18 protein-coding genes are annotated in these 23,383 nt (G+C 42.1%); 10 read left to right on the top strand and 8 right to left on the bottom strand.

Translation table 11 applies throughout. The features are described from left to right. Positions 1–2: 2 nt before the first annotated feature. Complete coding sequence (locus AC5590_RS12035) at positions 3–188, bottom strand: hypothetical protein (protein ID WP_169264015.1); 186 nt, start codon at positions 186–188, stop codon at positions 3–5. A gap of 9 nt (positions 189–197) precedes the next feature. Then, entirely contained in the window at positions 198–398 is a 201-nt protein-coding gene (locus tag AC5590_RS12030; protein ID WP_169264014.1) for a hypothetical protein, read from the bottom strand. Between the two features lie 217 nt (positions 399–615). On the opposite strand from AC5590_RS12030, the gene AC5590_RS12025 reads away from it, so the two are divergent. Beyond that, the gene (locus AC5590_RS12025; protein WP_169264013.1) at positions 616–2,403 is read left to right on the top strand and encodes an ABC transporter substrate-binding protein; all 1,788 of its coding nucleotides are present in this window, start codon (positions 616–618) and stop codon (positions 2,401–2,403) included. Positions 2,404–2,414: 11 nt separating this feature from the next. On the opposite strand, the gene AC5590_RS12020 is transcribed toward AC5590_RS12025, so the two are convergent. Then, positions 2,415–5,171, bottom strand: coding sequence for a zinc-dependent metalloprotease (locus tag AC5590_RS12020; RefSeq protein ID WP_169264012.1), 2,757 nt, complete (start codon positions 5,169–5,171; stop codon positions 2,415–2,417). A 985-nt stretch (positions 5,172–6,156) separates the two neighbouring features. On the opposite strand from AC5590_RS12020, the gene AC5590_RS12015 reads away from it, so the two are divergent. The 4 genes from AC5590_RS12015 (at position 6,157) to AC5590_RS12000 (ending at position 12,448) form a co-directional block, all read left to right on the top strand. Further along, positions 6,157–6,729 carry a helix-turn-helix domain-containing protein gene (locus AC5590_RS12015; protein WP_169264011.1) on the top strand — a complete coding sequence of 191 codons (573 nt, stop codon included), beginning with the start codon at positions 6,157–6,159 and terminating at the stop codon, positions 6,727–6,729. A gap of 29 nt (positions 6,730–6,758) precedes the next feature. Continuing rightward, positions 6,759–9,821 carry a peptidase domain-containing ABC transporter gene (locus AC5590_RS12010; protein WP_169264010.1) on the top strand — a complete coding sequence of 1,021 codons (3,063 nt, stop codon included), beginning with the start codon at positions 6,759–6,761 and terminating at the stop codon, positions 9,819–9,821. Positions 9,822–9,925: 104 nt separating this feature from the next. Continuing rightward, positions 9,926–11,464: a beta-barrel domain-containing protein gene (locus tag AC5590_RS12005; RefSeq protein ID WP_169264009.1), complete on the top strand. Its 1,539-nt coding sequence runs from the start codon at positions 9,926–9,928 to the stop codon at positions 11,462–11,464. Positions 11,465–11,665: 201 nt separating this feature from the next. After that, positions 11,666–12,448 carry a peptidylprolyl isomerase gene (locus tag AC5590_RS12000; RefSeq protein ID WP_169264008.1) on the top strand — a complete coding sequence of 261 codons (783 nt, stop codon included), beginning with the start codon at positions 11,666–11,668 and terminating at the stop codon, positions 12,446–12,448. Between the two features lie 168 nt (positions 12,449–12,616). Here the strand turns inward: AC5590_RS12000 and AC5590_RS11995 are convergent, their stop codons facing one another. The 3 genes from AC5590_RS11995 to purN all read right to left on the bottom strand — a co-directional run bounded on the left by AC5590_RS11995 (position 12,617) and on the right by purN (position 14,182). Further along, positions 12,617–12,823, bottom strand: a complete 207-nt coding sequence (locus AC5590_RS11995; RefSeq protein WP_169264007.1) for a hypothetical protein — start codon at positions 12,821–12,823, stop codon at positions 12,617–12,619. Positions 12,824–12,940: 117 nt separating this feature from the next. Then, positions 12,941–13,153, bottom strand: coding sequence for a hypothetical protein (locus tag AC5590_RS11990; RefSeq protein WP_169264006.1), 213 nt, complete (start codon positions 13,151–13,153; stop codon positions 12,941–12,943). Positions 13,154–13,534: 381 nt separating this feature from the next. Continuing rightward, a complete protein-coding gene (gene purN, locus AC5590_RS11985) occupies positions 13,535–14,182 on the bottom strand; it encodes a phosphoribosylglycinamide formyltransferase (protein ID WP_246163371.1) in 648 nt (215 codons plus the stop codon). Between the two features lie 323 nt (positions 14,183–14,505). Here purN and AC5590_RS11980 point away from each other — a divergent pair, with 323 nt between their 5' ends. Further along, a complete protein-coding gene (locus AC5590_RS11980; protein WP_169264036.1) occupies positions 14,506–14,694 on the top strand; it encodes a hypothetical protein in 189 nt (62 codons plus the stop codon). A 338-nt stretch (positions 14,695–15,032) separates the two neighbouring features. Then, on the top strand, positions 15,033–15,689 hold the full coding sequence (locus AC5590_RS11975; RefSeq protein WP_169264005.1) for a pentapeptide repeat-containing protein: 657 nt from the start codon (positions 15,033–15,035) through the stop codon (positions 15,687–15,689). A gap of 85 nt (positions 15,690–15,774) precedes the next feature. On the opposite strand, the gene fraD is transcribed toward AC5590_RS11975, so the two are convergent. Then, positions 15,775–16,806 carry a septal junction protein FraD gene (gene fraD, locus AC5590_RS11970; protein ID WP_169264004.1) on the bottom strand — a complete coding sequence of 344 codons (1,032 nt, stop codon included), beginning with the start codon at positions 16,804–16,806 and terminating at the stop codon, positions 15,775–15,777. A 67-nt stretch (positions 16,807–16,873) separates the two neighbouring features. Beyond that, positions 16,874–17,416 (bottom strand): filament integrity protein FraC, encoded by a 543-nt coding sequence (fraC, locus tag AC5590_RS11965; protein ID WP_169264003.1) that lies wholly within the window; start codon positions 17,414–17,416, stop codon positions 16,874–16,876. Between the two features lie 543 nt (positions 17,417–17,959). Between fraC and AC5590_RS11960 the strand changes: the two genes are divergently transcribed. The 3 genes from AC5590_RS11960 to secA all read left to right on the top strand — a co-directional run bounded on the left by AC5590_RS11960 (position 17,960) and on the right by secA (position 23,122). Continuing rightward, positions 17,960–19,096: a cob(I)yrinic acid a,c-diamide adenosyltransferase gene (locus tag AC5590_RS11960; RefSeq protein WP_169264002.1), complete on the top strand. Its 1,137-nt coding sequence runs from the start codon at positions 17,960–17,962 to the stop codon at positions 19,094–19,096. A gap of 296 nt (positions 19,097–19,392) precedes the next feature. Continuing rightward, positions 19,393–19,941 (top strand): cytochrome C, encoded by a 549-nt coding sequence (locus AC5590_RS11955; protein ID WP_169264001.1) that lies wholly within the window; start codon positions 19,393–19,395, stop codon positions 19,939–19,941. Between the two features lie 385 nt (positions 19,942–20,326). After that, positions 20,327–23,122: a preprotein translocase subunit SecA gene (gene secA, locus AC5590_RS11950; protein WP_169264000.1), complete on the top strand. Its 2,796-nt coding sequence runs from the start codon at positions 20,327–20,329 to the stop codon at positions 23,120–23,122. Positions 23,123–23,383: the final 261 nt, after the last annotated feature.

The raw sequence follows: 23,383 nt of genomic DNA, 5'->3' as shown, positions 1-23,383 counted from the left end.
ACTTAAGCTATTTGTAAAATCTCCGTCTTGTTAAAAGTAACAATGTTGCTGTCACCCTCAATTTGGACATTATCATCGCCGATTGCAGCCAGCATTCCACCACCTAATGTGGAACCATCAACTTGCTGTGAAATTCCTGGCTGTTGCGCAGATGGTAGATTGCTTTTGTGATCCAAAGGCTGGTTCATAGGTTAGTCCTACTCTCCGAAGAAATTCTGAGCGATACCTAACCAAGTGGATAGTTGCATGAGTATTGCTTTTACATTCTCCCATAAGCTTTTAATAGATGCCGAAGATTCGCTGATAGTTTTTAATGTTTCAGCCATGCGTTTGAGATTTCCAGCTGCCAACTGTTTATCTGGGTCATTTGATTGAACTTCTTCAATAGAGGCTGCCAAATACCTGACGCGAACGCTGCGGACAACTATTCAACCGGACATGATATGAAATGAGACGAAACAGTATGGGAACGCGAGCGCTGATTTCCGGCTTTTTTACGAGGTATAATAGCTGCGTCCCGGTTTCGCGTAGCAGACAACTGGCGCTCCCATAGGGTTTCCAATACTTCATTGCTGTAGGTGAAACAAGACATCCTTTCTCAATTTGGTATTAGAGATGGTTGCTGCTGTTTTTCGACCTCTAAAGTTGGTGGTTGCTTTGGCACTGTCTTGTTGTTTGCTGCTAGCAGGTTGTTACCCTAGCAAATTTAAAACCTCTTCGGCTCAAGTATCTCAAGTCGTTTTAGTTTCTCCGAGTGACCCAGCTACCTTTAACTATGCCATTAATGACTCTCCCTATAGTATTTTTCCTTTTATCTACAAGGGATTGATTGATGAAAACGCTTTAACTAATAAATTGGAGCCAGGATTGGCAGAGTCTTGGTCAATTTCTCTTGATCGCCAGCGAATTACTTTTACACTCAAACCAGGGTTAAAGTGGTCAGATGGCAAACCTCTGACAGCAGATGATATTATTTTTACTTATCGAGATATTTACCTCAACAAAAAAATTCCCACTATATATAGAGATTTTCTGCGTATTGGCAACAAAGAAGCTTTTCCAACGGTGCAGAAACTCGACGACCGGAGAATTGAGTTTACCTTACCAGAACCTTTTGCTCCTTTTTTGAGAAACATAGAAAGACTGGCAATTCTTCCAGCTCATGCATTGCGCTCCTCTGTGCTAACCAGTGATGCAAATGGCAATCCTCAATTTTTATCAACTTGGGGAACCAACACTCCTCCTAAAAAAATTATTAGCAATGGTCCCTACCTGATAGAAAGTTATACTCCAGCCGAGCGAGTCATCTTACGACGCAACCCCCACTACTGGCGACAAGATGCTCACGGAAATCCTCAGCCTTATATTGAACGCATTGTTTGGCAAATTATTTCATCAACTGACAATCAGTTGCTAAAATTTCGCTCAGGGGAACTGGATAGCTTGAATGTAACACCATCAGTATTCAGGTTACTGAAGAAGGAAGAAAAGCGAGGAAAATACACTATACATAACGGTGGACTCGATGGTAATTTTTCGTTTTTTGGTTTCAATCTTAATGAAGCTCGCAATGCCAAAGGACAACCTTTTGTAAACCCAATTAAGTCTCGGTGGTTTAATAACTTGGCTTTTAGGCAAGCAATCGCCTATGCTATCAACCGCAAACGGATGAAAACTAATATCTATCAAGGGCTAGGTGAAGTACAACATTCACCTATAGCGGTGCAAAGTCCTTATTACCTGTCACCAGCAGCAGGGTTAAAGGTTTACGATTACAATCCACACAAAGCAAAGCAAATGTTGCTAGAGGCTGGTTTCAAGTACAATTCTCAAAAAGAATTGATAGATAAGGATGGGAACCGAGTACAATTCAACCTCCTGGTGAAATCAGAAGATCAGTCTCGAATAGATGCGGCTGTGCAAATCCAACAAGATTTAAGCCAGATTGGTATTAAAGCTGATATGCAGGTCGTCAAATTTAACGTCGTGCTGAAAAAGTTGCTCTCCAGTCGAGATTGGGATTGTTATGTCGGTGCATTTGGCGTTCCTGGTGCAGATGTGGAACCTAACTTTCTATCGTTGTTTTGGACAAGCCAAGGCTCGTTTCATCAATTCAACCAAGGTACTCAACCAGGAGAACCACCGCTCAAAGGGTGGGTTGTTTCTGATTGGGAGAAGGAAATAGACAATCTTTTCAGCGCTGGAGCCAAAGAACTAGATGAGAACAAGCGCAAAGCGATTTATCACAAATTCCAGCAAATTGTTGCCGAACAGTTGCCAGTGTTTTGCCTAGTGAATCCTATGTCATTTCAGGCAGTGCGCGATCGCATCGAGCCAATCAAATATTCTAGTTTAGGGTCAGTTTTCTGGAACATTGATGAATGGAAAGTAGCTCATGAGTGATGAGTCGTTTGTTAGTATGAAAGCAATTGTGCATTTAAAGCTTTGGTAATGCGATCGCCACTTTCTTCCAAGTGAGCCAGCGTGTAAATATCCAACTTACCACTATATTGTTTAACACCAGCATCGATTGCTTTGTGCAATTGACGCAATTCATACCAAGCTATTGTACGACCATCTTCAGGCACATAAGTCTTACGCAACACCATGCTTAGTAAGATATTCAGATGTTCACGTTGCAGGGAACGGCGGATGCTAGAAATTGACATATGTGATTCAGAAGTGAAAACTTCTGTCCAAATGTCTTTTTGCAATGTGTCAAACAGTTCTGGTATTGTCAGGGATTCCCCAGGCAAAGTTTTTAGTTCTATATCCCGTAAACGATTTAGGCGATCGCCACTTAATAAGCTTCGCAATATCACGCTTTGGATGTACAAAATCCGCTCATGAATTGGATAATCGAGACGGTAAATAGGTATGGGGTTACCCCAGTGTGAAAAACGTGATGGTGCTAATTGATTTAGTAAATGTGGAGAGAAACTGAACGCATTCTTATCAAACACATACTCATGTAAATTTGTCAAAACTTGACGTTGTTTTTCTAGAGGAACTGGTACAAAGTGAGCATGAGTCTGATCTAAAGCATGGTGACGCCTAAAAGACTGCCCACCAATGTATTGAGTCAGCAAGGTGGCGTTACGGAAATAGTAGTTGAGTATTCTGTTAAATAACAGACGTAGATCACCATAACCTTCTGCTCTTAATGGAGAACCCTTATCCAAACGCTGCCACATCATGCGGGCATTATCCATTTGCCATTGAGAATAAACTAACACATCACTACTCATGTCCCAGATATTTGCTAGAGGATTGATATCCGAGATATCTTCATCAGTTGCGTAGGATAATTCTGGTTGAGGCGACGCTAAAGCAATTTGCTCTAAAAAGGGCTTTTCAGTAACAGGAGTCATTGCTTCAACCATGAGATTTGAGTATCTTTTGTAACCGTACTCAATAGCCCATTCATCGTAGGGACCGATAACCGCTGGAAAATAATCGCCTTGGTGTACTCCTTGTGGTGCTATGTTCACAGGTAGATAATCCATCACTGAACCTACCAAACCTTTGGTGTGAGTGATTTGTGTGTCGTTTAATTCCCCAGGTGCTAACATTGTGCTGCCGTGAAAATTGTGGCGTAAACCAAGGGTGTGTCCAACTTCATGAGCGATCAGAGAACGTAAATATTGATGTACGTACTTTTTCATTTGGTCACTACTTGGTGTAGCATCTTGCACGAGTGAGAGCGTTAACGCTCCCATTGCGGCTTGAAAAGATGACTCCATACTGTAGTAAAAGTCAGAATCATTAGACCAAGATTCTCTGTTTTCAACTCTTGATTTATCAATTCCAGTCGCGTAAGGCTGGTTCATTTCAACCCTAGACTTTGCATAGATACTCGTGGAGTAGAGATCGTCTGAATTTGCTTCTATTAATGTGTGATAATTTTGCTGAAGTGAACGCACCATATTGGCATCGACAATGATGTCTGCATCCAATATTTCCCCAGTGAATGGGTTAACGCGCATTGGTCCTCTGGCAAAACCTGCATCTAGAGAATTGAACCAGCGAATCGTATTGTAACGCACATCTGCGGGATGCCAATCAGCATCATCTGGCATTTGGCGGACTTCAATGGCGTTTTGAAATCCGGCTTTTTCAAATGCTTTGTTCCACATCAAAACGCCTTCACGAACTGCGTCGCGATATTCCAAGGGTACGGCATTTTCAATCCAAAACACAATCGGTTTTTTAGGTGGAGACAAAGCAGCATTTGGATCAGATAATTCCAGATGCCAACGATTGATGTAACGTACAAATGGTTCTTTGCTATGATTGCCAGAAAAGTCTTGGAAAGCAGTAATAAAATATCCAACTCTGTCGTCAGCAAGTCTGGGAATATAACCGTTGTTTTCTGGGAGTTGAGAAAAACTATAATGTACTTTCAGGGTGAGTGCCCTGCTGTCAGGTAAAGTAATTAAATTTGCTCCTTCTGGTGATGAGAAACCATAAATCGAATCAACCTCTAGGTTGAAAGGAAAGCTGTTGACATCACCCAAATATGACTTACTTTCTTCTAACTGATATTCAGTTTGCAAAAAATATTTTAATAGAGGAGTTAATCCCGGAAAGTCCTGCATCAGCAGGTCATTTATATCAATAAGAAGATTTTTACTGTATGGGTCGATACAAACTATTTCAACTGCATAAAGAACAGAGTCGCTGAATGAACGAGCAAGCGATCGCTCTTCTGGTTGACCAGGTTCTGTACGGAACTTCACATTACGAATGACAAAGTGCAAATTATTGTTAACTCGCTGGAAGTAGAACAGAAAATCTTGCAACGGCAGTCCACTATATAGTCCGCTTTCCCCAACGCCTGACTCCAAAGTTACAATACCCAAGTAATTTTTGTTGAGTTGTTCTGGCTTAATTTCCCAATAGATTTCGCCAGAATCTTTAGCCCGATAAAGCGTAAAAAGTCCCTCTAACTTCTCTGCACCTTTAATTATCTCGCGAAATCTTCGGAAATCGTCTCTTCTATTCTCTTTAAAGATATTGTCAGCAATTGCTAACTTTTCCATTCCTGGTATTGTATTTAATTGCTGTACATAAACATCTGAAAGTTGGTTAGCTGCCGCGTCATTCGCTCCTAGCAACAGGTTGTAGAATAACGCAATATATATTAATAATCTTGTTATCCAGTTTTTCATACTTCAGCTTCCCGTGGTAAAGCAGATATAAAATCCGCATCCCTCTAAAGTATTAATAGATTAACTGCTTTTATATTTTTAATAAAGTTATGTATTTTACCAAAGTTACTAGAAAAGTATCAGTTGATAATATCAAGACTACAAATCGTAGGGTGGGGATTGCTCGGAAAAGTCCATGTGATAGAAATTTGAGATCTTGGTGAGCAATGCCCACCTTACAGAATACCGGTATATGGAACGTAGGCGTTAAACCACATCCCTGGACGCGAAAAGCCTTGTGTTGGAAAAAAGCCGTCCTACGAACTCAGCACGAGAAGAAACTTCAAGCTTGCGAAACATTCGTTTTAAAGCTTGTTTGACAGTTACAGAAAATATAGCAATCCTAAATCATTCATAAAATTCTCTCTTCTCTTTCTCTGCGCCACGCCAGACGCCTCAACGGTCAAAGCGGACTACGTCCCGCTGCGCTAACGTCGCTTGGGTTGCTTCCCCCGACAGACTTTGGGGGAACCCTCCGAAGTTCTGATGCCTGCGGCAAGCTGCAAAGCGTCTACGGAGGAAACCTCCCGCAGTCGCCACAACGGGGGGAACCCCAACGCCAGATCCCTACGGAGGGAAACCCTCCTGCAGGACTGGCTCCGCAACGCACTGGCTCCCCTCCTGCAGCGCTGGCTCTCCAACGCACTGGCTCCCCTACGATAGCTACTTTTTCCCCTGGCAAATGTCATTTGCAGCTTTCATAACAGGGGTAGTTAAACCTGGTTTGGGATGTTCTTTTCAAGGAACGTAATCATCTTTTTGCTAACCACTATAGTTAATTAGATAAATAACAGCTACCTGTCTGATGTACTTTTCAGACAAATTGATTCTACGTCTGTAATAACTGAGCGTAAGAGATTTCAGAACAGATGTGGAAGCATTTTTCCACCTGCTTAAATTTGACAATCACTGCTCCAGAATTCTGTTAAAACATTCAGGTAATGTAATGATTTTTGAGATTTCTGACTTTTATGAAAGCAAGTTTTTAACACCTTCTCAGCGTCAGGTTTTGTTGAAGAATTTGCAAGCTAATTTGCAACCAGAATACCGTCGGAGGATAGAAATTATGTTGCTGGCAGATGTGGGTAAATCGCAAACCCAAATCTGTAAGATTTTAGGTTGTTCTCAGGAGATGGCGCGGTATTGGATCACCGTCGCACAGCTAGGTTTGGCGGAGAAATGGCAAGAACGACCGATAGGTAGACCGAAGATTGTCAACGATCAATATATCCAAAGGTTAAAAGAATTGTTTAGTCATAGTCCGCGTAAATATGGCTATGCATTTAGTTCTTGGACATCTCAATGGTTAAACAAACATTTAGCAACTGAATTTGGAATTGAAATTAGCGATCGCCATATCAATCGCCTGCTAAAACAAATGGGGCTTTCTACACAAAAACGCTCCTCTAAAAAGCAAGCAACTAAAGATACCAAGGAAACTGGCAGCATTAAAATCTGTGACTTGCAATCTCACAATGAGCCTAATTTCCATTGGTTATTCAATCATCATGCAAATTAATAACTAACTCTTGGGATGGAAGAAAAATTATGTCATCAGGGTTTTCCCAAGAACAACTGAGTCAACAACTCATGACTTTCTTAGGAGAGAAGCTTTCACCAAAGGAAGTGATGAATTGTCTAAAAGAAGTGGAAGTTGTCGAACCACCCGTAGCAAAGTTGTTTTGGCAATCAACAGACTCTAAGCCGGGTGTTTATATAGTTCTTGCGGGTAAAGTGAGACTGCTGGATAGTTCTCTTAACTTAATCTCCACTCTTGCAGCAGGATCATCATTTGGTGAGGTGACTCTGTTTCCAGAAGAAGACTTTATTCCTTACGCTGCTAGAGCTTCACATAACTTAAAACTCTGTTATATCAGCGCAGATGCATTGCAGATTTTGATGGACAAATACCCCAAAATCCGCGATCGCCTGTTGAGAAACGCAGAACTTTGGGATTTGCAGTTGTTGTATCAAAACCAACAGCCAAAGATACCTGTCAATAATATATTTCAAGCCTTATCCCTGTTTGAAAGGCTTTCATTAAAGAAATTTCAAGAAATTGATGTAGCTCAAGATACTAAGTTATGGCTGCTACATCGAGGCAAACTACAGCGTTCTGACGGTAGTTGTTTGACTCCAGGCAAAATCTATGCTGTTCCACAACAGGGTAGTTGGCAGGCGACTCAACCAACAATTCTGTACAGTCTGCCCAATTCTGATTGGCTTGCAGCAGTGCAACACTTGCCCCAATTAACAGAATTGATTGCCTCTGATTCTAGACAAATCACAACTGAGGAAAACGAAGCGTCGCCTCACACCTCATTTCCACAAAGACGTACCAATAGCAGGAAAGTCATTCCATTTCCCTCGCAAGCCGCCCCCCCAAAACAAAAGCGACAGCGACGTGTCTACTTCCCTAGCCCTCAGGTAAAAGCAGGACATTTATGGGCACACCTGACGAAACGCTATCCCTTTTTTGAACAACAAAGTGCCTCAGACTGTGGTGCAGCGTGCCTTGTGATGATGAGTCGCTATTGGGGTAAGCGCTTTAGCATCAATATATTGCGGGATTTAGCTAACGTCAGGCGCACTGGGGCATCTCTACAAGGTTTAGCAGTAGCAGCAGAAAGTATCGGTTTTGCGACTCGTCCAGTCAAAGCCAGCCTGGACAAATTGGCACAACAACCCTTACCAGCGATCGCCCACTGGGAAGGCAAGCATTACATCGTCGTCTACGAAATCACTGCTAAACAGGTGATTGTCGGCGATCCTGCTATCGGTCAACGCACCCTGACTTATGCTGAGTTTAAAGCAGGGTGGACTGGTTATGCCTTATTAGTGCAACCGACAGCAGAACTCAAACAAAGCCAAGAAGCGAGTACACCATTCTGGCAGTTTTGGGAGTTAGTCAAACCACATTGGCAAGTCCTGCTGGAAGTCTTCATCACTTCCGTATTTATCCAGGTGTTTGGACTAGTCACGCCTCTGTTCACCCAGTTACTGTTAGACAGAGTGATTGTCCAGGGAAGTACCCTCACCTTAACTGCCATTGGGTTAGGGTTGCTGATTTTTGGTTTGTTCCGCGTCGCCATGAACGGACTGCGACAATACCTGCTAGATCATACAGCGAACCGGATTGGAACAGCCCTGATGGTAGGTTTTATCAAACATACCTTCCGCCTTCCCCTAGCCTTCTTTGAGTCGCGTTACGTCGGCGATATTGTTTCTCGCGTTCAAGAAAACCAAAAAATTCAGCGTTTCCTGACTGGCGAAGCACTGTCAATCATTCTTGATTTACTGACGGTGTTTATCTATGTGGGTTTGATGTTTTGGTATAGCTGGCAGATGGCATTGTTAGTGCTGTTGATTGTGCCGCCATTTTTTATTCTGGCGCTGGTTGCTACACCTTTTTTTCGCCGCATCAACCGTGAAGTTTTTAATGCTTTAGCCAACGAGAACAGTTATTTAATTCAAGCCCTGACAGGAATTCGCTCGATTCGCTCAATGGCAATTGAGCAGACGGTGCGCTGGCATTGGGAAGAACTGCTAAATAATTTGATTAAAAAAATGTTTGGCGGACAAGTCATTGCTAACCAACTGCAAGTTCTCAGTTCTACCATCGAATCAGTGGCAAATACAGCATTACTATGGTTTGGAGCATGGCTGGTGATTCACAACCAACTGACAATTGGGCAACTTGTAGCCTTCAATATGTTGTTGGGTAACATCATTCATCCTTTCCAACGCCTGACAGTACTGTGGAATCAATTACAAGAGGTGATGGTTTCCACCGAACGGATTAATGATGTTCTAGACGCCGAACCAGAAGAAGACTTACAACATCAACCACGCCAATCTTTGCCAAGACTGCGGGGTTACATTCGCTTTCGTGATGTGACTTTCCGCTATCACCCAGAAAGTGATATTAACGTACTGGAAAATCTCAGTTTTGAAATTCAGCCTGAGCAAACTGTAGCGGTTGTAGGGCGTAGCGGTTCTGGGAAAACAACTCTTTCCAAGCTGATTTTGGGTTTATATACCCCGACAAATGGCAAAGTATTGATTGACGGACATGATGTGACGACTCTTCAGATGCGATCGCTACGACAACAAATTGGTGTTGTCGATCAAGAAACCTTTTTGTTTGGTGGTACCATTCGGGAAAACATTAGCATCGCTCACCCAGAAGCCACTTTAGAAGAGATTACAGAAGCAGCGAATCTTGCAGGTGCTTCCGAATTTATTCAGCAATTACCAATGGGTTACGAAACCCAAATCGGTGAAGGCGGCGGAATGCTTTCTGGTGGACAACGCCAACGTCTAGCAATTGCTCGCGCTTTACTAGGTAATCCCCGGTTGTTAATTTTCGATGAGGCAACCAGTCACCTCGATGCGGAATCAGAACGGATTATTCAAAACAATTTGAAAACAATTCTCCAAGGACGTACCAGCTTGATTATTGCCCATCGACTTTCTACCATTCGCAATGCTGACTTGATTCTGGTATTAGATCAAGGTGTGTTGGTGGAAAGCGGGACTCACAAAGAATTAATCGCCAAAAAAGGTCATTACTACTACCTCAATCAACAACAACTTGCTCAAGTAGGCTAAATCAGTTATCAGTGAACAGTTACCAGTAATCAATCATAAATAGTGGTAACTGCTAATTAATAACTGATAACTGCTAATTAATAACTGATAACTGAAATTAAGCTATGGCTAATCCATCTAATAATTCATCATCGGCATTCACTTCAACCGATGATGAGCAACTGAGCACTTCACCTAATGTAGTAAAGGAAAATAATAATGTAGGAGTTAATGCCAAAGATTGGTTTTACGGTACTGAGGAATTACTAGATGCTTTACCTCGTCTTTGGACACGTTCTTTGCTGTATTTGCTGATAGGTTTTAGTGCGATCGCCTTACCCTGGGCAATGCTGTCTCAAGTCGATGAGACAGGAACTGCTAGAGGACGTATCGAACCACTAGGCGCAACACAAAGATTAGATTCTCAAGTCACCGCCAGTATCACTGCTGTCAGGGTGAAAGAAGGACAGCAAGTTCGAGCTGGACAGTTACTGGTAGAACTACAGTCAGATGTACTGCAAACCGACTTCAAACAGGTGCAGGCAAAGCTAGAAGGACTCATAAATCGGCACTCACAACTCGAACTCATCAAAAACCAATTGCTACTGGCAATTCGCGTCCAAGAACAACAAAACCAATCCCAAGAATCAGAAAAAATTGCCCAAGTTAATCAGGCAAAGCAAAATCTGGATGCAAAACAGAGTACCTATAACTTACAAAAATTGGAAAAACTGGCTTTAGTAGATCAGGCTAAGCAGCAGATTAACAGCACTCAGAATGACCAAAAGTCAGCCCAAACTCGTTTGAGTATAGATTCAAAACAAGTCCAACGCTTTAGCAAACTCGTGAAGGATGGTGCGGTTTCCGCAAATCAAATCGACCAACTCAGAAAAGAAGAAGAAGAAAGCAAACGACTCAACCAAAAAACGCAATCGGATATCAAACAAGCCCAGCTACGCTTCCAAGAAGAACAAAACCGCTATCAGGCAACTATGCGCCAAGCCCAGACAGATATTCAGCTAGCAAAACTGAGGCTACAAGAGAGTCAAAGCAGTTATCAAAGTGTTATTCAAGCTGGGAAATTAGCTGTTTTTAAAAATCAGGAACAATTGAAAGACTTGCAAACACAAATTGTTACTCTGAAATCAGAAATTGCTCAAACCAGAAACCAAATCGCTTCCTTAAAGCTGCAATTAGAACAACGAGTTATGCGATCGCCCGTTGATGGTGTCATTTTTGATTTACCGATCAAAAAGCCTGGTGTCGTCGTACAACCCGGTCAGATCATTGCCCAAATTGCCCCTAAACAAACTCCCTTTGTACTTAAAGCCAATATGCCTAGTCAACAAAGTGGTTTCTTGAAATTAGGAATGCCAGTCAAAATCAAATTTGACGCCTATCCCTTCCAAGATTATGGAGTTGTTCCAGGGCGTGTGATTCGGATTTCACCAGACTCCAAAATTCAGGAAACTCCCCAAGGCAAAATAGAAACTTTTGAGTTGGAAATATCCTTGAATCAGCCTGATATCCAATCTGGTAACAAACATATTCCCTTAACCCCTGGTCAAACAGCAACAGCAGAAGTGATTGTTCGTCAGCGGCGCGTAATTGATTTCATTTTAGATCCGTTTAAAAAGCTGCAAAAAGGTGGTTTAGAGCTTTAGCCAACAGTTAACCAGTTAACAGTTATCAGTTACCAATGATAAGGCTACGGTGTACACACGCTCAAAACCTCACCCTCGCTTTTATCTTTCCCTCTCCTTGCTATAGAGGCTTTGCGGCTTCCCGCAGGGTAGGAGAGGGATGCCCGACAGGGCAGGGTGAGGTTCCGAAGGAATAATGTTAATAATTAGAGGAATTAGATAATGTTAAAAGTGTTGAACGTGTCTGGTAAAGAAATGCTAGAACAACTGAAACTTTCTTGCCAGATTCCTGGTTTATTAGATGCGATCGCCACACGCCAAATTATTTTTGATGCAGCAAGAACTGCAGGTATTAAAGTAGAAGTACAAGAACTCCAACAGTCAGCCAATAGCCTGCGGACAGCGAATAACCTACTGAAAGCGGAAGATACTTGGACGTGGCTACAAAAACATCATCTTTCCTTAGAAGAGTTTGAACAATTAGCCGAAATTAACCTGCTATCTGCCAAGTTAGCGAATCATTTATTTGCAGATAAAGTGGAATCATTCTTTTATGAACACCAACTGGATTATTTAGCAGCAGTCACCTACGAAGTTATATTAGATGATGAAGACTTAGCTTGGGAACTTTTTTATGCACTCACTGAAGGTGAAATGAGTTTCCAAGATATGACTCGTCAACACATCCAAAATCCAGAACTTCGCCGTACTGGCGGATATCGTGGAATAAGACCTCGTAAAGATTTTAAACCGGATATTGCCGCTGCGGTCTTTGTCGCCAATCCTCCTGAGTTACTCAAACCCATTGTCACCACACAAGGAGTCCATCTCCTGAGGGTTGAGGAAATCATCCGTCCGGAATTAGATCAGCAGTTACGCTTGAAGATTATGAGCGATTTTTTTTCCACTTGGTTAAAGGAAGAAATCGCGCAAATAGAAGTTATTCCACATTTTGAATCAGATTCCTATTCTCCAACAGTCCAGGAATTACTGAAGCTAGCTTAAGACAATTGGAATTTTGTATTCTTTATTAACCAGATGCTAATTGTGTTTGGTTAATGATTTCATTCACACCAATTCTCAATGAATTATGAACAGAAAAACTCGGTAACTTCTGCGAAACCGAGTTTCTAGTATATGGTGTATCAGTTCTGAGTTATTGATATTTTCTTATCATCTTTTCAACTTACTATCTGTCACTATGAGGTAAATTAGATAAGCTGCAAATGCTTTTAATAACGTGTTTGCGAATATACTAAAAGGATTACCACCCATGACAGATGCAGATTCAGCTTCAGATAGTTCGTTTAAAAAAGTTTCAGATTCTGATAAAATTTGGCAAGTAGTCGGATTGAGATCAAAAATTGTAATTTTAGCCATTGTGATTTTTTGATTTATCAAAATTAATTACTGATAATACTTTTTGGGAATAATGAATGTTATAGAGATAGGTAAAACCTATCTCTATAAATAATACTAATGAACTAGTTCTTTACATTATTTCGCTAGTTCAGCAATCGCGAAAATTCCTGTACCCTTCAAGAATGAATTTTGCAAAATTTCAAATATTTTTAGTGTGTAGGGACCGAAGTTGGTCGCAAAAGTTAGCGCCTCACTACCACCGTTAACAGAGGAAGACTCTGTTTCAGCTACTTCATTGATAAAGGATTTGGAGTCGAATGCCAGGTCGGAAACTGTGATTTTAGACATAAATTTTTCCTGAATTTGTAGTTAGTAGGATTAAGCTCTTGCTTCACCCTTGCATCTATTGTTAGCGAGATGAAAGATAAATTCAATGGGTTTCAATTAGTCAACTTGTCTTAAATAAAGGAATTTTGTCTTCTAGTTTTTCAGGATAAAAAAAGTTCATTTTGGTTTGATGATTATTTAGCCGACATCGCAAGATTGTAGAGAAAGATTGCTTGAAGACATAATTCAAGGAATTTTGTCTTTTAAACTGATCGTGTGGCAAAAATAGACAACTTTCCAATTTGCGATTGTGCAGCAAGGGCGAATCACAAAAATGCACTTGCCTCCAAGCGCACTCTGTGCAGTTCCGCTGTTGGGTGAGGAAGAGGAGGCAGGCTTGTTCTAGAAATCTCCTGAGGCAACAAGGGCGATCGCCGCTGGCAAAATCCGATGTTCCTGAACTTGAATCCTCGCGTGGAGTGTTTCTGGTGTATCATCAGGCAAGACAGGTACCGCTGCTTGCATCAAAATAGAACCGCTATCCATTTCTAAACAAACAAGATGCACAGTACAACCAGCAATTTTCACCCCCTCGGCAAGGGCTTGTTCTATTGCACGTGAACCTTTAAAACTAGGTAACAAACTGGGATGAATATTAATAATCTTGTCAGGATACGCATCAATTAAAACTGAGGTTACCAGTCGCATCCAACCTGCCATAACTACCAATTCCACATCATACTCCCGCAAAGTTTGGACAATTTGTCTATCCAAATCTTCACGGCTTTTGTAGTCGCGGTGATTGAGAAGCACAGCAGGGACACCCCACTTTGCTGCCCGTACTGCGGCATAGGCGTCCGGATTATTGTAGATTAAAACTTGAATTTGGGCGGACAACTGCCCGTCTTTGATTGCTTGAGCAACAGCCTCAAAATTACTGCCACTTCCAGAAGCCAAAATTCCCAATTTTATGGGAGTTTGTGTACGAAGTATGTCAGCACTTACAGTGGGAGAAATAAGGCTAGGGAAGGAAGTGTCAGGGTGAGTCAACTCTGCGGGAGAGTCTTCCTCCGGAGCCACTTCTGTGCGGAGAGCATCGCCTTGCAGGGGTTCCCAAGGCACGTTTTCGGCGGAACGCCTCCGGGCAGGGTAGAATGTGGCGTCAGGCGACTGCTGTGTAAAATCAGGGCTAAAGCTCATCACGGGAGAGAGGACAAATCAGTAGATGCCAAAAATTTTACCAGAAGGAACTCAGGAGTCAGGATTAAGAATAACTGCTGTTAGCTTCAACTTAGTCTTGATGGATAAAAGCATTGAGCAACCTCAATGTTTGTGCTAAATTTGTTAGTATACCAACATCCAATAGTTTTTCAATGACTTTTCAAAGAAAAAACAAACTTGGTGCGCTTCCTTTCAATGAAGAGCCGTTTGACAAGTCTCCTGTCTGTCTTAAAGTGCGCGAAGGCGTTAAAGAAAAGTTAAAAGCCATTCCTGACTGGCAAGAACAGCTAAGAGGTCTCATTGATGAATTGATTAAAAATACGGGAGATATTTGTAAATGAATGACTATGTTTGTCTAGATTATTTGCTACTTAGGACAAGCTCAGTTGTCAGAACGCAGAACGGGCTGCGCCCTTGTACTCTACAGAATACATTCCCATAAATAAACAATTGGGACTGCTTTGCTAAAATATCAAGTTTTTGTGACCTTTATCAGAGTCTTTTGACATGAATAAGAACTCAAAGCTTGCATAATAAGGCTTTTGCTGATTTTACTGGAATTTTTGGGAATTTTTCCTAAATTCTTAACTCAGCTTATATACTTCTGAGGTGTAATCTCAAAAATGCAGTGATTTTCGGTATCCGCAGTTTGGATATGTTACACCCAGAGGTCAATACCATGAGAAACTTTGCTGAAAAACACGAATTCATTCTCAATCAAATTACAGATCAATGTTTTCAACAAAGGGACTTGAGTGGATGCGACTTAAGTGGTATCGACTTGAGAGCAGTTGATTTAAGTGGAATGAACTTGATCGGAGCAGATTTGCGCGGGGCTAATCTGAGTCATGCAATCCTCACTGGTGCCAATCTAAGTGGGGCAAATTTAATGCAAGCCAATCTGCGGGAAGCTTATTTATATGAAGTTTCTTTATGTGAAGCTAATTTGAGTCATGCTGATTTAAGTTATGCAAATTTGTGTGGAGCTTTTTTATGGCGAGTAAAGTTATGTGGAAGTAAACTATGGGCAGCTTCTTTGTGTGATGCTGACTTAAGCGAAGCCGACTTAACTGAAGCTAACTTAATTGAAGCATCACTCATTCAAGCTAATTTAGTAAGAGCCAATCTTACCGCTGCAAAGCTTTGTGGTTCAAGGTTACTAGAAGCCAATTTGAATCAAGCTAACTTAACTGCTGCTGACTTGACATGGGCAAATCTCATAGAGGCAAATTTGAATGAAGCAAACCTTTGGGAGGCAAATTTATCGGGGGCAAAACTACAAGGTGCTATCATGCCTGACGGAACTATTCACCAACCTCAAATCTTCTTTTTTTAAGTAATTGTTGATCACAGAAACTCTGTTTCTTCAAAAAACCGAGTTTTTTCAAGAGTGCTTATCCGAATCTTATTGTCCGAACTCCTCACTGCTGCGGTGGTGGTGAACCAGCAAAAAATGAAATTTTTGAGCCGCATTCTGTTTCGGCGATCGCATCTTTGTTTTCCGTTTTCCTAACAATTTGGCTGGAGGTGCTTCCAGATGTTAACACTGGATCAACTCGACAAGATTTTTCTAAGTAATATCCACGAGCATTAGAACTAGGACCATCCCAGATACTTAGCAGATCCAGTTTGTATCCCCCCCCCTTAACGTTAGATACACGGGGTTCAACATGCCATAAAAACCTTTCTTCATATTCTACCAACTCTTTGTTTATAACCTCCTTGCCTAAGTCACCCACATTTCGTCGTGCATTGAATAACCATTGTTCTGCTTCTGACCAAGGTTTGCCACGTAATTGGTCTTCCACTTTTGGACTAATTTTATCTAGAATTAAAACGCCGTTTTGTGGAATTTTTTCTGTTGATACCGTTTTAGTAACAAAGGCACTCTTCTGATAATTGTCTACTGTAAGACTGGGATATTGCTTTAACCAATTCTGTGTCAAAAAAAAGAATTGCAGCCAACAACTAATTACCATACAACTGCCAACTAAAATAATCATTTTTTGGCGATCTTCTATCTTAGGTATTAGAGTTTTTGCATCTACACCAGATCCTTCAAAAAATTCTGGAATTGCAGTAATGATTGCTGAAATCGTTGGCCAAAGAACAATCGTTCTTGTTGTTAAAACGCTTTCTCCATAACCGAAGGCAAAAACACTGACTAAAAATCCAGTAATCAGTGCTCCTATAGGCAGATTAGTCCCTGGAACATATAATGGGTTATCCGTCGTATACCAAGCAGTACCAAAAATCAGAAATAACCAACCGCAAAATGCTATTAAGTCTTTGACTAATCCCAGTGCAAGAGATGACATTAACCAAGAAAAAAGACTCAAATAAATTAATGTTTGCCAAGAGTAGGCTTTTGGCGGAATCAGGAAATTTTTTATACGCTCATAAACGCTTTCAACAATTCCAAATAGACCAAATGCATCCCTTATTAATTGCATATTTTCTCCTTTATTTAATTCCAATTCAATAAAAGTGATTGTAGTTGATAATTCAACTGAAACACAATTATGTATTCACAGATCTAACAAATAAGATAATTGCGACTAAACTATAGCTGAGTGCATTGGCTATAAGTATAGTAGTCACTATATTTGTATTTTGCCATTTACCCTTAGAAGCAAAACGAGAATTACGTCGTTGTATTATTTGAGGTTCTGGAGGAGCTTTTTTGAATTCACTTAATGATATTAACAAGACTCTTAAAAGAGCATACTTAACTATAAAAGTGCCAAAGAAAATGATAAAAGCCGTTAAAATGAGCAAGGTTTGTATGCCAGGTGTTTGTAAGCGATTGAAGAAAACAAAAGTTATTAATTCGGATTTCATCTTTGGTAATAATGCTGGCTCTACAAAGAAAAAGATGATCCAACCAATCACATTAGAAAAGACATTGATAGAGATACCATAAAAAGCGCTCGTTCTTTTGTCGAATTTTAGCCTTGTATTTAAGACATATGCTTCGATAGGGATTGCTACTAGTAAAAATAAAAAATTAAACAAAATTGCAGCAAGAGGAAAAATTTGGGGAACTTCAGGAATGTCAAACATAAACAAGTAATCGCTAAAGTGTAACTTAAGAAAGTATAGCCGCAACACTGAGCATGATGGGGGGGCAACTAAGTTATTCAGAAGATGCCCTCTACGCAGGCTAAGCGCAATTTGCCGATGAGTGTACAGGAGGGACAAAATTCACTTCCTAAACCTGGAAGAAAACCAGGGAAGCGCAAGTAGTATAGCCCCTAGCTGTATGCAGTTTTTCAGTGTGACCAGAACTAGCGGGATAGGGGAGTGGGGGTGTAAGGGCGCGAGCGCTCTAGGCGTTGCCGTTACAACCTTATATTTTTACACCCTGCCCTTTAGGCATTGACAGTTTATCTTATTCTTCCAGTTTTTTAGCATCTTTTTGTTTACATATCCTCTTGTTGTATTTCTTCATATATTTCAATACCTTATAGAGCGTGAGGTGTGAAGAGTCCTTACACCCCACAACGCCATGTTTGCTTCAATCGAACTCCCTGCATTGGCTTGGATGCACGAAATCTGATCAAACCTGGGTAAGATCAAAGACTCGGACGTTAAAGCTTTCAAAAGATGACAAGGAACAGCATTGGTATTCGTACGGCGCAATTGCGCCCCTCACGGCTTACTGGTCAAATTCACGTTTATGATGGTGCAGGTAAAGGCAAGTCACAAGCAGCTTTAGGAGTCGTGTTGCGCTCTATAGGGTTGGGGATAAATACTCCCAATAATTGTAACCGTGTTTTGCTATTGCAGTTTTTAAAAGGACCAGAACGGGATTACGATGAGGATGGCGCTATAGCAGCCTTGCAACGAGGTTTTCCCCATCTGATTGACCAAGTTCGTACTGGTAGAGCAGAATACTTTGGACCAGAAGAAATTACGCCTTATGACAGGGCCGAAGCGGCGAGGGGTTGGGATGTGGCTAAAGGTGCGATCGCAAGCGGTTTATATTCAGTTGTCGTATTGGATGAAATTAACCCCGTCCTAGATTTAGGTTTGCTTGGAGTAGATGAAGTGGTACGGACACTAAAATCTAAAACACAGGAATTAGAAATCATTGCTACTGGGCGTGCAGCACCGCAAAAATTACTCGATATTGCGGATTTACACTCAGAAATGAAACCCCATGTCCACCCAACCGCAAAAATACATGGAATACAGGGTGTTGAAATTTATACTGGATCAGGCAAAGGTAAATCAACAAGTGCCTTGGGCAAAGCCTTAAAAGCAATAGGTAGAGGAATTAATCATCCAGGTTCTACTCGGGTATTAATTATGCAATGGCTAAAAGGTGGGACGGGTTATACTGAAGATGCCGCCATAGCTGCTTTACAGCAGTCCTATCCAGAGGTAGTGGATCATCAACGCTGTGGACGAGATGCGATTGTCTGGCGCAACTCCCGTCAAGAACTGGACTACGTGGAAGCAGAACGCGGTTGGGAAATTGCTAAAACTGCGATCGCCTCCGGATTGTACAAAACGATTATTCTCGATGAGCTTAATCCGACAGTCGATTTGGAACTCCTACCGATTGAACCGATTGTTCAAGCTCTACTTCGTAAACCCCGCGATACCGAAATCATTATCACAGGTCGCTGCCAAAATCAACCAGCATACTTCGACTTAGCTAGCGTTCACTCTGAAGTATACTGCCACAAGCACTATGCCAATCATGGTGTAGAACTTAAACAAGGGGTAGATTTTTAAATGAGTCATCAGTTATCAGTGATCAGTGCTTGAAATCTTGATAACTGATAACTGATAACTGATAACTGTTCACTGTCTGTTTTGTAAATATGGATAACAATACACTGGACTTAATTACAGCAGGATTGGCGATCGCTATTATCTTAGGTGGCTTCCTGATGATGTTTACTACGATTCTGACCACCAAACGCAAGTAAGCTAAAGCTTGTGGACAAACATTTTGAAACACATACTTGGCTATCTATGTCATAAGATGTGCAACAAGCGCCGATATCCAAAGTTTGTGAGTGTGACGAATGTCAAATATTGTTAAGCGCCAATCACGTAAGCGAAAACAAAAGCAAAAGCCCATCGGTTTGCTTTTGGTCATTTTGGCTTGGAGTCTAGCTATGGGATGGTTGTTAGCTTTGGCAACTCATGCCAATGGTGCTACTCCTACCTCAGAGGTAGGTACTGTTGATATCGTACCAGCACAATATCAACTAGGACAACAATTATACATAGAAAACTGCTCCACTTGTCACATAGCCATACCACCAGCTGTTTTGCCTACCCAAACTTGGAAAAATCTTTTGGAAGATACACAACATTACGGCGCACAGTTAAAGCTTTTGGTCGATCCGCCACGTGCTTTAGTATGGAAGTATCTTGCAACTTTTTCCCGTGTTCAACTCCAAGATGAGCAAACACCATATCGCATCAATAGCTCCCGGTATTTCAAAGCTTTGCATCCTAGAGTCAAGCTACCTAACCCCGTGCAAATTGGCAGCTGTGTCACCTGTCATCCCAGCGCTAAGGACTTTAACTTTCGTCGTTTGACTCCGGAGTGGGATAACTCCCAGTGAACTTTAAACTCGTGGTTAAGAGCGCTAGCAACCCCCCTTAAGAAACACTATCCCCCTTCTATTTTATTCCCTGCTCCCTGCTAAGCGCTCCCTGCTAAGCGCTCCCTGCTCCCCATCCCTCCCTTGGGGCAATCACGACCTCTGCTTGGTCGGGCTTATCTGCCTCATCTGGAGGTGAAATGATACTATAAAAACAGTTTAAATTTAAGCTGAAAAATAAAACCAAACCTAATAGCAAACTGATTGGGTGTTTATAAGCGCGTGTTTTTTACCAAATTCTCATGTACAACCCATCCAAAACCACACCCGGATCCGTTGGGTTAGGAGTTTATAATCAGTCCCAATCATTATTTATCCCCATCCCCTTGATTTTGTATAATCTGCCATGCTAAAGACTTTGTTGGGCGACCCCAACGCTCGTAAACTTAAGAAATATCAACCTTTCATTACAGAAACTAATCTTCTAGAGGAAGACATAAAAGCGCTTTCAGACGAAGAGCTAAAGGGCAAAACGGCAGAGTTGAAACAGCGTCTGAAGAAAGGCGAAACTCTGGATGATATTTTGCCAGAAGCTTTTGCAGTTGTGCGGGAAGCAGGACAACGAGTTTTAGGGTTGCGGCACTTTGATGTTCAACTTTTAGGCGGTGCTATCCTGCATAAAGGGCAAATTGCCGAAATGAAAACTGGTGAGGGCAAAACTTTGGTTGCTACCTTGCCAAGTTATTTGAATGCCCTGAGTGGAAAAGGTGTACACGTCATCACTGTAAACGATTACCTGGCTCGTCGGGACGCAGAATGGATGGGACAGCTGCATCGTTTCTTGGGATTAAGCGTGGGGCTGATTCAGCAAAGCATGACGCCATCTGAGCGCAAGAAAAATTACGAGTGTGATATAACTTATGTTACTAACAGTGAGATAGGGTTTGATTACCTGCGCGATAACATGGCGACAGACATCAAAGATGTTGTGCAGCGCCCATTCAATTACTGTGTGATTGACGAGGTAGATTCTATCTTAGTTGATGAGGCGCGGACTCCACTAATTATTTCTGGGCAGGTAGAAAGACCTACAGAAAAATACTTAAAAGCAGCTGAAATTGCAATAGCGCTGCAAAAAGAAGAACATTATGAAGTAGATGAAAAAGCTCGTAACGTTCTGCTCACCGATGAAGGTTTTGCTCAAGCAGAAGAACTTTTAGGAGTAAAAGATTTATTCGACCCTGAAGATCCTTGGGCACACTTCGCTTTCAACGCGATTAAGGCGAAAGAACTGTTTCTTAAGGACGTCAACTATATTGTCCGCAACGAAGAAGTTGTCATCGTAGACGAATTTACGGGTAGAGTCTTACCAGGACGACGTTGGAGTGATGGACTGCACCAGGCAATTGAAGCAAAAGAACGGGTAGAAATTCAACCTGAAACTCAAACTCTCGCAACAATTACCTACCAAAACCTGTTCTTGCTTTATCCAAAACTCGGTGGTATGACCGGAACAGCGAAGACAGAAGAAGCCGAGTTTGAAAAAATTTACAAACTGGAAGTCACGATTATTCCCACCAACAGACCGAGAAGACGCCAAGACCTTTCTGATATGGTCTTTAAGACCGAAGCAGGCAAGTGGGGGGCGATCGCCAAAGAATGTGCCGAAATGCACACACTCGGCAGACCAGTCCTGGTGGGAACAACTAGCGTCGAAAAATCGGAATATCTCAGCCAGTTGTTAAGACAAATGTCAATTCCCCACGAACTGCTGAACGCTAGACCAGAGAACGTTGAACGCGAAGCAGAAATTGTCGCACAAGCAGGACGAAGAGGAGGGGTGACAATTGCGACAAACATGGCTGGAAGAGGTACTGACATTATCTTAGGTGGTAATGCCGAGTATATGGCGCGTCTGAAGATGCGGGAATACTTCATGCCCCGGATAGTCAAACCGGAAGATGAAGATATGTTTAACATTCACAAAGCCGTTGGTTTACCGTCCTCAGCAAGTGGCGGAGGGCAAGGTTTTGTCCCAGGTAAGAAAGTCAAAACTTGGAAGGCTTCACCACAGGTTTTCCCCACTCTGCTTTCTAAAGAAATAGAGAAACTCCTCAAAGAATCAGTGGAAGCAGCTGTACGGGAGTATGGCGATCGCAGCTTACCGGAACTGGAAGCAGAAGAGAAAGTCGCTGTGGCAGCAGAAAAAGCTCCCACGGATGACCCTGTGATTCAGAAGATGCGGGAAGCATACAACCGCATTAGGCGCCAATACGAAGAGTTCACCAACCGTGAACACGATGAAGTGGTAGAACTGGGTGGGTTGCACGTGATCGGGACTGAACGTCACGAGTCGCGACGGATCGACAACCAGTTGCGAGGACGTGCAGGACGACAAGGTGACCCCGGTTCAACAAGATTTTTCCTCAGCTTGGAGGATAATCTGCTGCGGATTTTTGGTGGCGATCGCGTCGCACGCCTGATGAATGCTTTCCAAGTCGAAGAGGATATGCCCATCGAATCTGGAATGCTCACCCGCAGTTTGGAAGGCGCTCAGAAAAAAGTCGAAACCTACTACTACGATATCCGTAAGCAGGTTTTTGAGTACGACGAGGTGATGAACAACCAGCGCCGTGCCATCTACGCCGAACGCCGTCGGGTGCTAGAAGGGCAAGACCTCAAAGAACAGGTCGTCAAGTACGCCGAAAAAACGATGGATGACATCGTGGATTTCTACATCAACCCAGACTTACCCTCAGAAGAATGGGAATTGGACAAGTTGGTTGAAAAAGTCAAAGAATTTGTCTATCTGCTAGCGGACTTGCAACCCAATCAATTAGAAGATATGGCAATGGGCGAAATCAAAGCCTTCCTGCACGAAGAGGTGCGAAAAACTTACGATCTCAAGGAAGCAGAAGTTGACCAAATTCGACCAGGATTAATGCGGCAAGCCGAACGATTCTTTATTTTACAGCGGATTGACACCCTGTGGCGGGAACACCTGCAACAAATGGATGCTCTGCGGGAATCCGTAGGACTGCGGGGTTATGGTCAAAAAGATCCGCTGATTGAGTACAAGAGCGAAGGGTACGAATTATTCTTGGATATGATGACCAATATTCGCCGAGATGTGGTATACTCCTTGTTCATGTTCCAACCCCAGCCTCAGCCAATGATGGAAACACCTTCAGAGATGGTTTGAGGTATGGGTAGATAAAATAAATTCGGCGCATCAGACGCAAAGGGACTCACAAAGACTTTGCGTCTTTGTGTTTTGGAGTAAAATTGCTCAACGGTTTTCTATCATAGAGATAGATACCGCAAGTCCCAGCTGCTCCGAATAGGTAAAATGTCTAAAAGCGACTTCAAGGAAGCAGAAGTTAATTCAATCGGACCAGGATTAATTAGGAATTAGCTGGAATCAGCTTCAGTGTAGCAGCAGAGTTCGTTAGTACCCTTTTAG

This window comes from Brasilonema octagenarum UFV-OR1 (assembly GCF_963888615.1).
GTDB classification, from domain to species: domain Bacteria; phylum Cyanobacteriota; class Cyanobacteriia; order Cyanobacteriales; family Nostocaceae; genus Brasilonema; species Brasilonema sennae.
This window is presented reverse-complemented; position numbering and strand designations above follow the sequence as displayed.

Excerpts from the sequence above, each read along its gene's own strand:
- AC5590_RS11990 (WP_169264006.1), bottom strand. The coding sequence starts at position 13,153 with ATGTCTAAAATCACAGTTTCCGACCTGGCATTCGACTCCAAATCCTTT.
- AC5590_RS11955 (WP_169264001.1), top strand. The coding sequence starts at position 19,393 with ATGTCAAATATTGTTAAGCGCCAATCACGTAAGCGAAAACAAAAGCAA.
- AC5590_RS12025 (WP_169264013.1), top strand. The coding sequence starts at position 616 with ATGGTTGCTGCTGTTTTTCGACCTCTAAAGTTGGTGGTTGCTTTGGCA.
- AC5590_RS12015 (WP_169264011.1), top strand. The coding sequence starts at position 6,157 with ATGATTTTTGAGATTTCTGACTTTTATGAAAGCAAGTTTTTAACACCT.
- AC5590_RS11960 (WP_169264002.1), top strand. The coding sequence starts at position 17,960 with ATGACAAGGAACAGCATTGGTATTCGTACGGCGCAATTGCGCCCCTCA.
- AC5590_RS12005 (WP_169264009.1), top strand. The coding sequence starts at position 9,926 with ATGGCTAATCCATCTAATAATTCATCATCGGCATTCACTTCAACCGAT.
- AC5590_RS11995 (WP_169264007.1), bottom strand. The coding sequence starts at position 12,823 with ATGGCTAAAATTACAATTTTTGATCTCAATCCGACTACTTGCCAAATT.
- AC5590_RS11975 (WP_169264005.1), top strand. The coding sequence starts at position 15,033 with ATGAGAAACTTTGCTGAAAAACACGAATTCATTCTCAATCAAATTACA.
- AC5590_RS12020 (WP_169264012.1), bottom strand. The coding sequence starts at position 5,171 with ATGAAAAACTGGATAACAAGATTATTAATATATATTGCGTTATTCTAC.
- AC5590_RS11980 (WP_169264036.1), top strand. The coding sequence starts at position 14,506 with ATGACTTTTCAAAGAAAAAACAAACTTGGTGCGCTTCCTTTCAATGAA.
- AC5590_RS12010 (WP_169264010.1), top strand. The coding sequence starts at position 6,759 with ATGTCATCAGGGTTTTCCCAAGAACAACTGAGTCAACAACTCATGACT.
- fraD (WP_169264004.1), bottom strand. The coding sequence starts at position 16,806 with ATGCAATTAATAAGGGATGCATTTGGTCTATTTGGAATTGTTGAAAGC.
- AC5590_RS12000 (WP_169264008.1), top strand. The coding sequence starts at position 11,666 with ATGTTAAAAGTGTTGAACGTGTCTGGTAAAGAAATGCTAGAACAACTG.
- secA (WP_169264000.1), top strand. The coding sequence starts at position 20,327 with ATGCTAAAGACTTTGTTGGGCGACCCCAACGCTCGTAAACTTAAGAAA.
- fraC (WP_169264003.1), bottom strand. The coding sequence starts at position 17,416 with ATGTTTGACATTCCTGAAGTTCCCCAAATTTTTCCTCTTGCTGCAATT.
- AC5590_RS12035 (WP_169264015.1), bottom strand. The coding sequence starts at position 188 with ATGAACCAGCCTTTGGATCACAAAAGCAATCTACCATCTGCGCAACAG.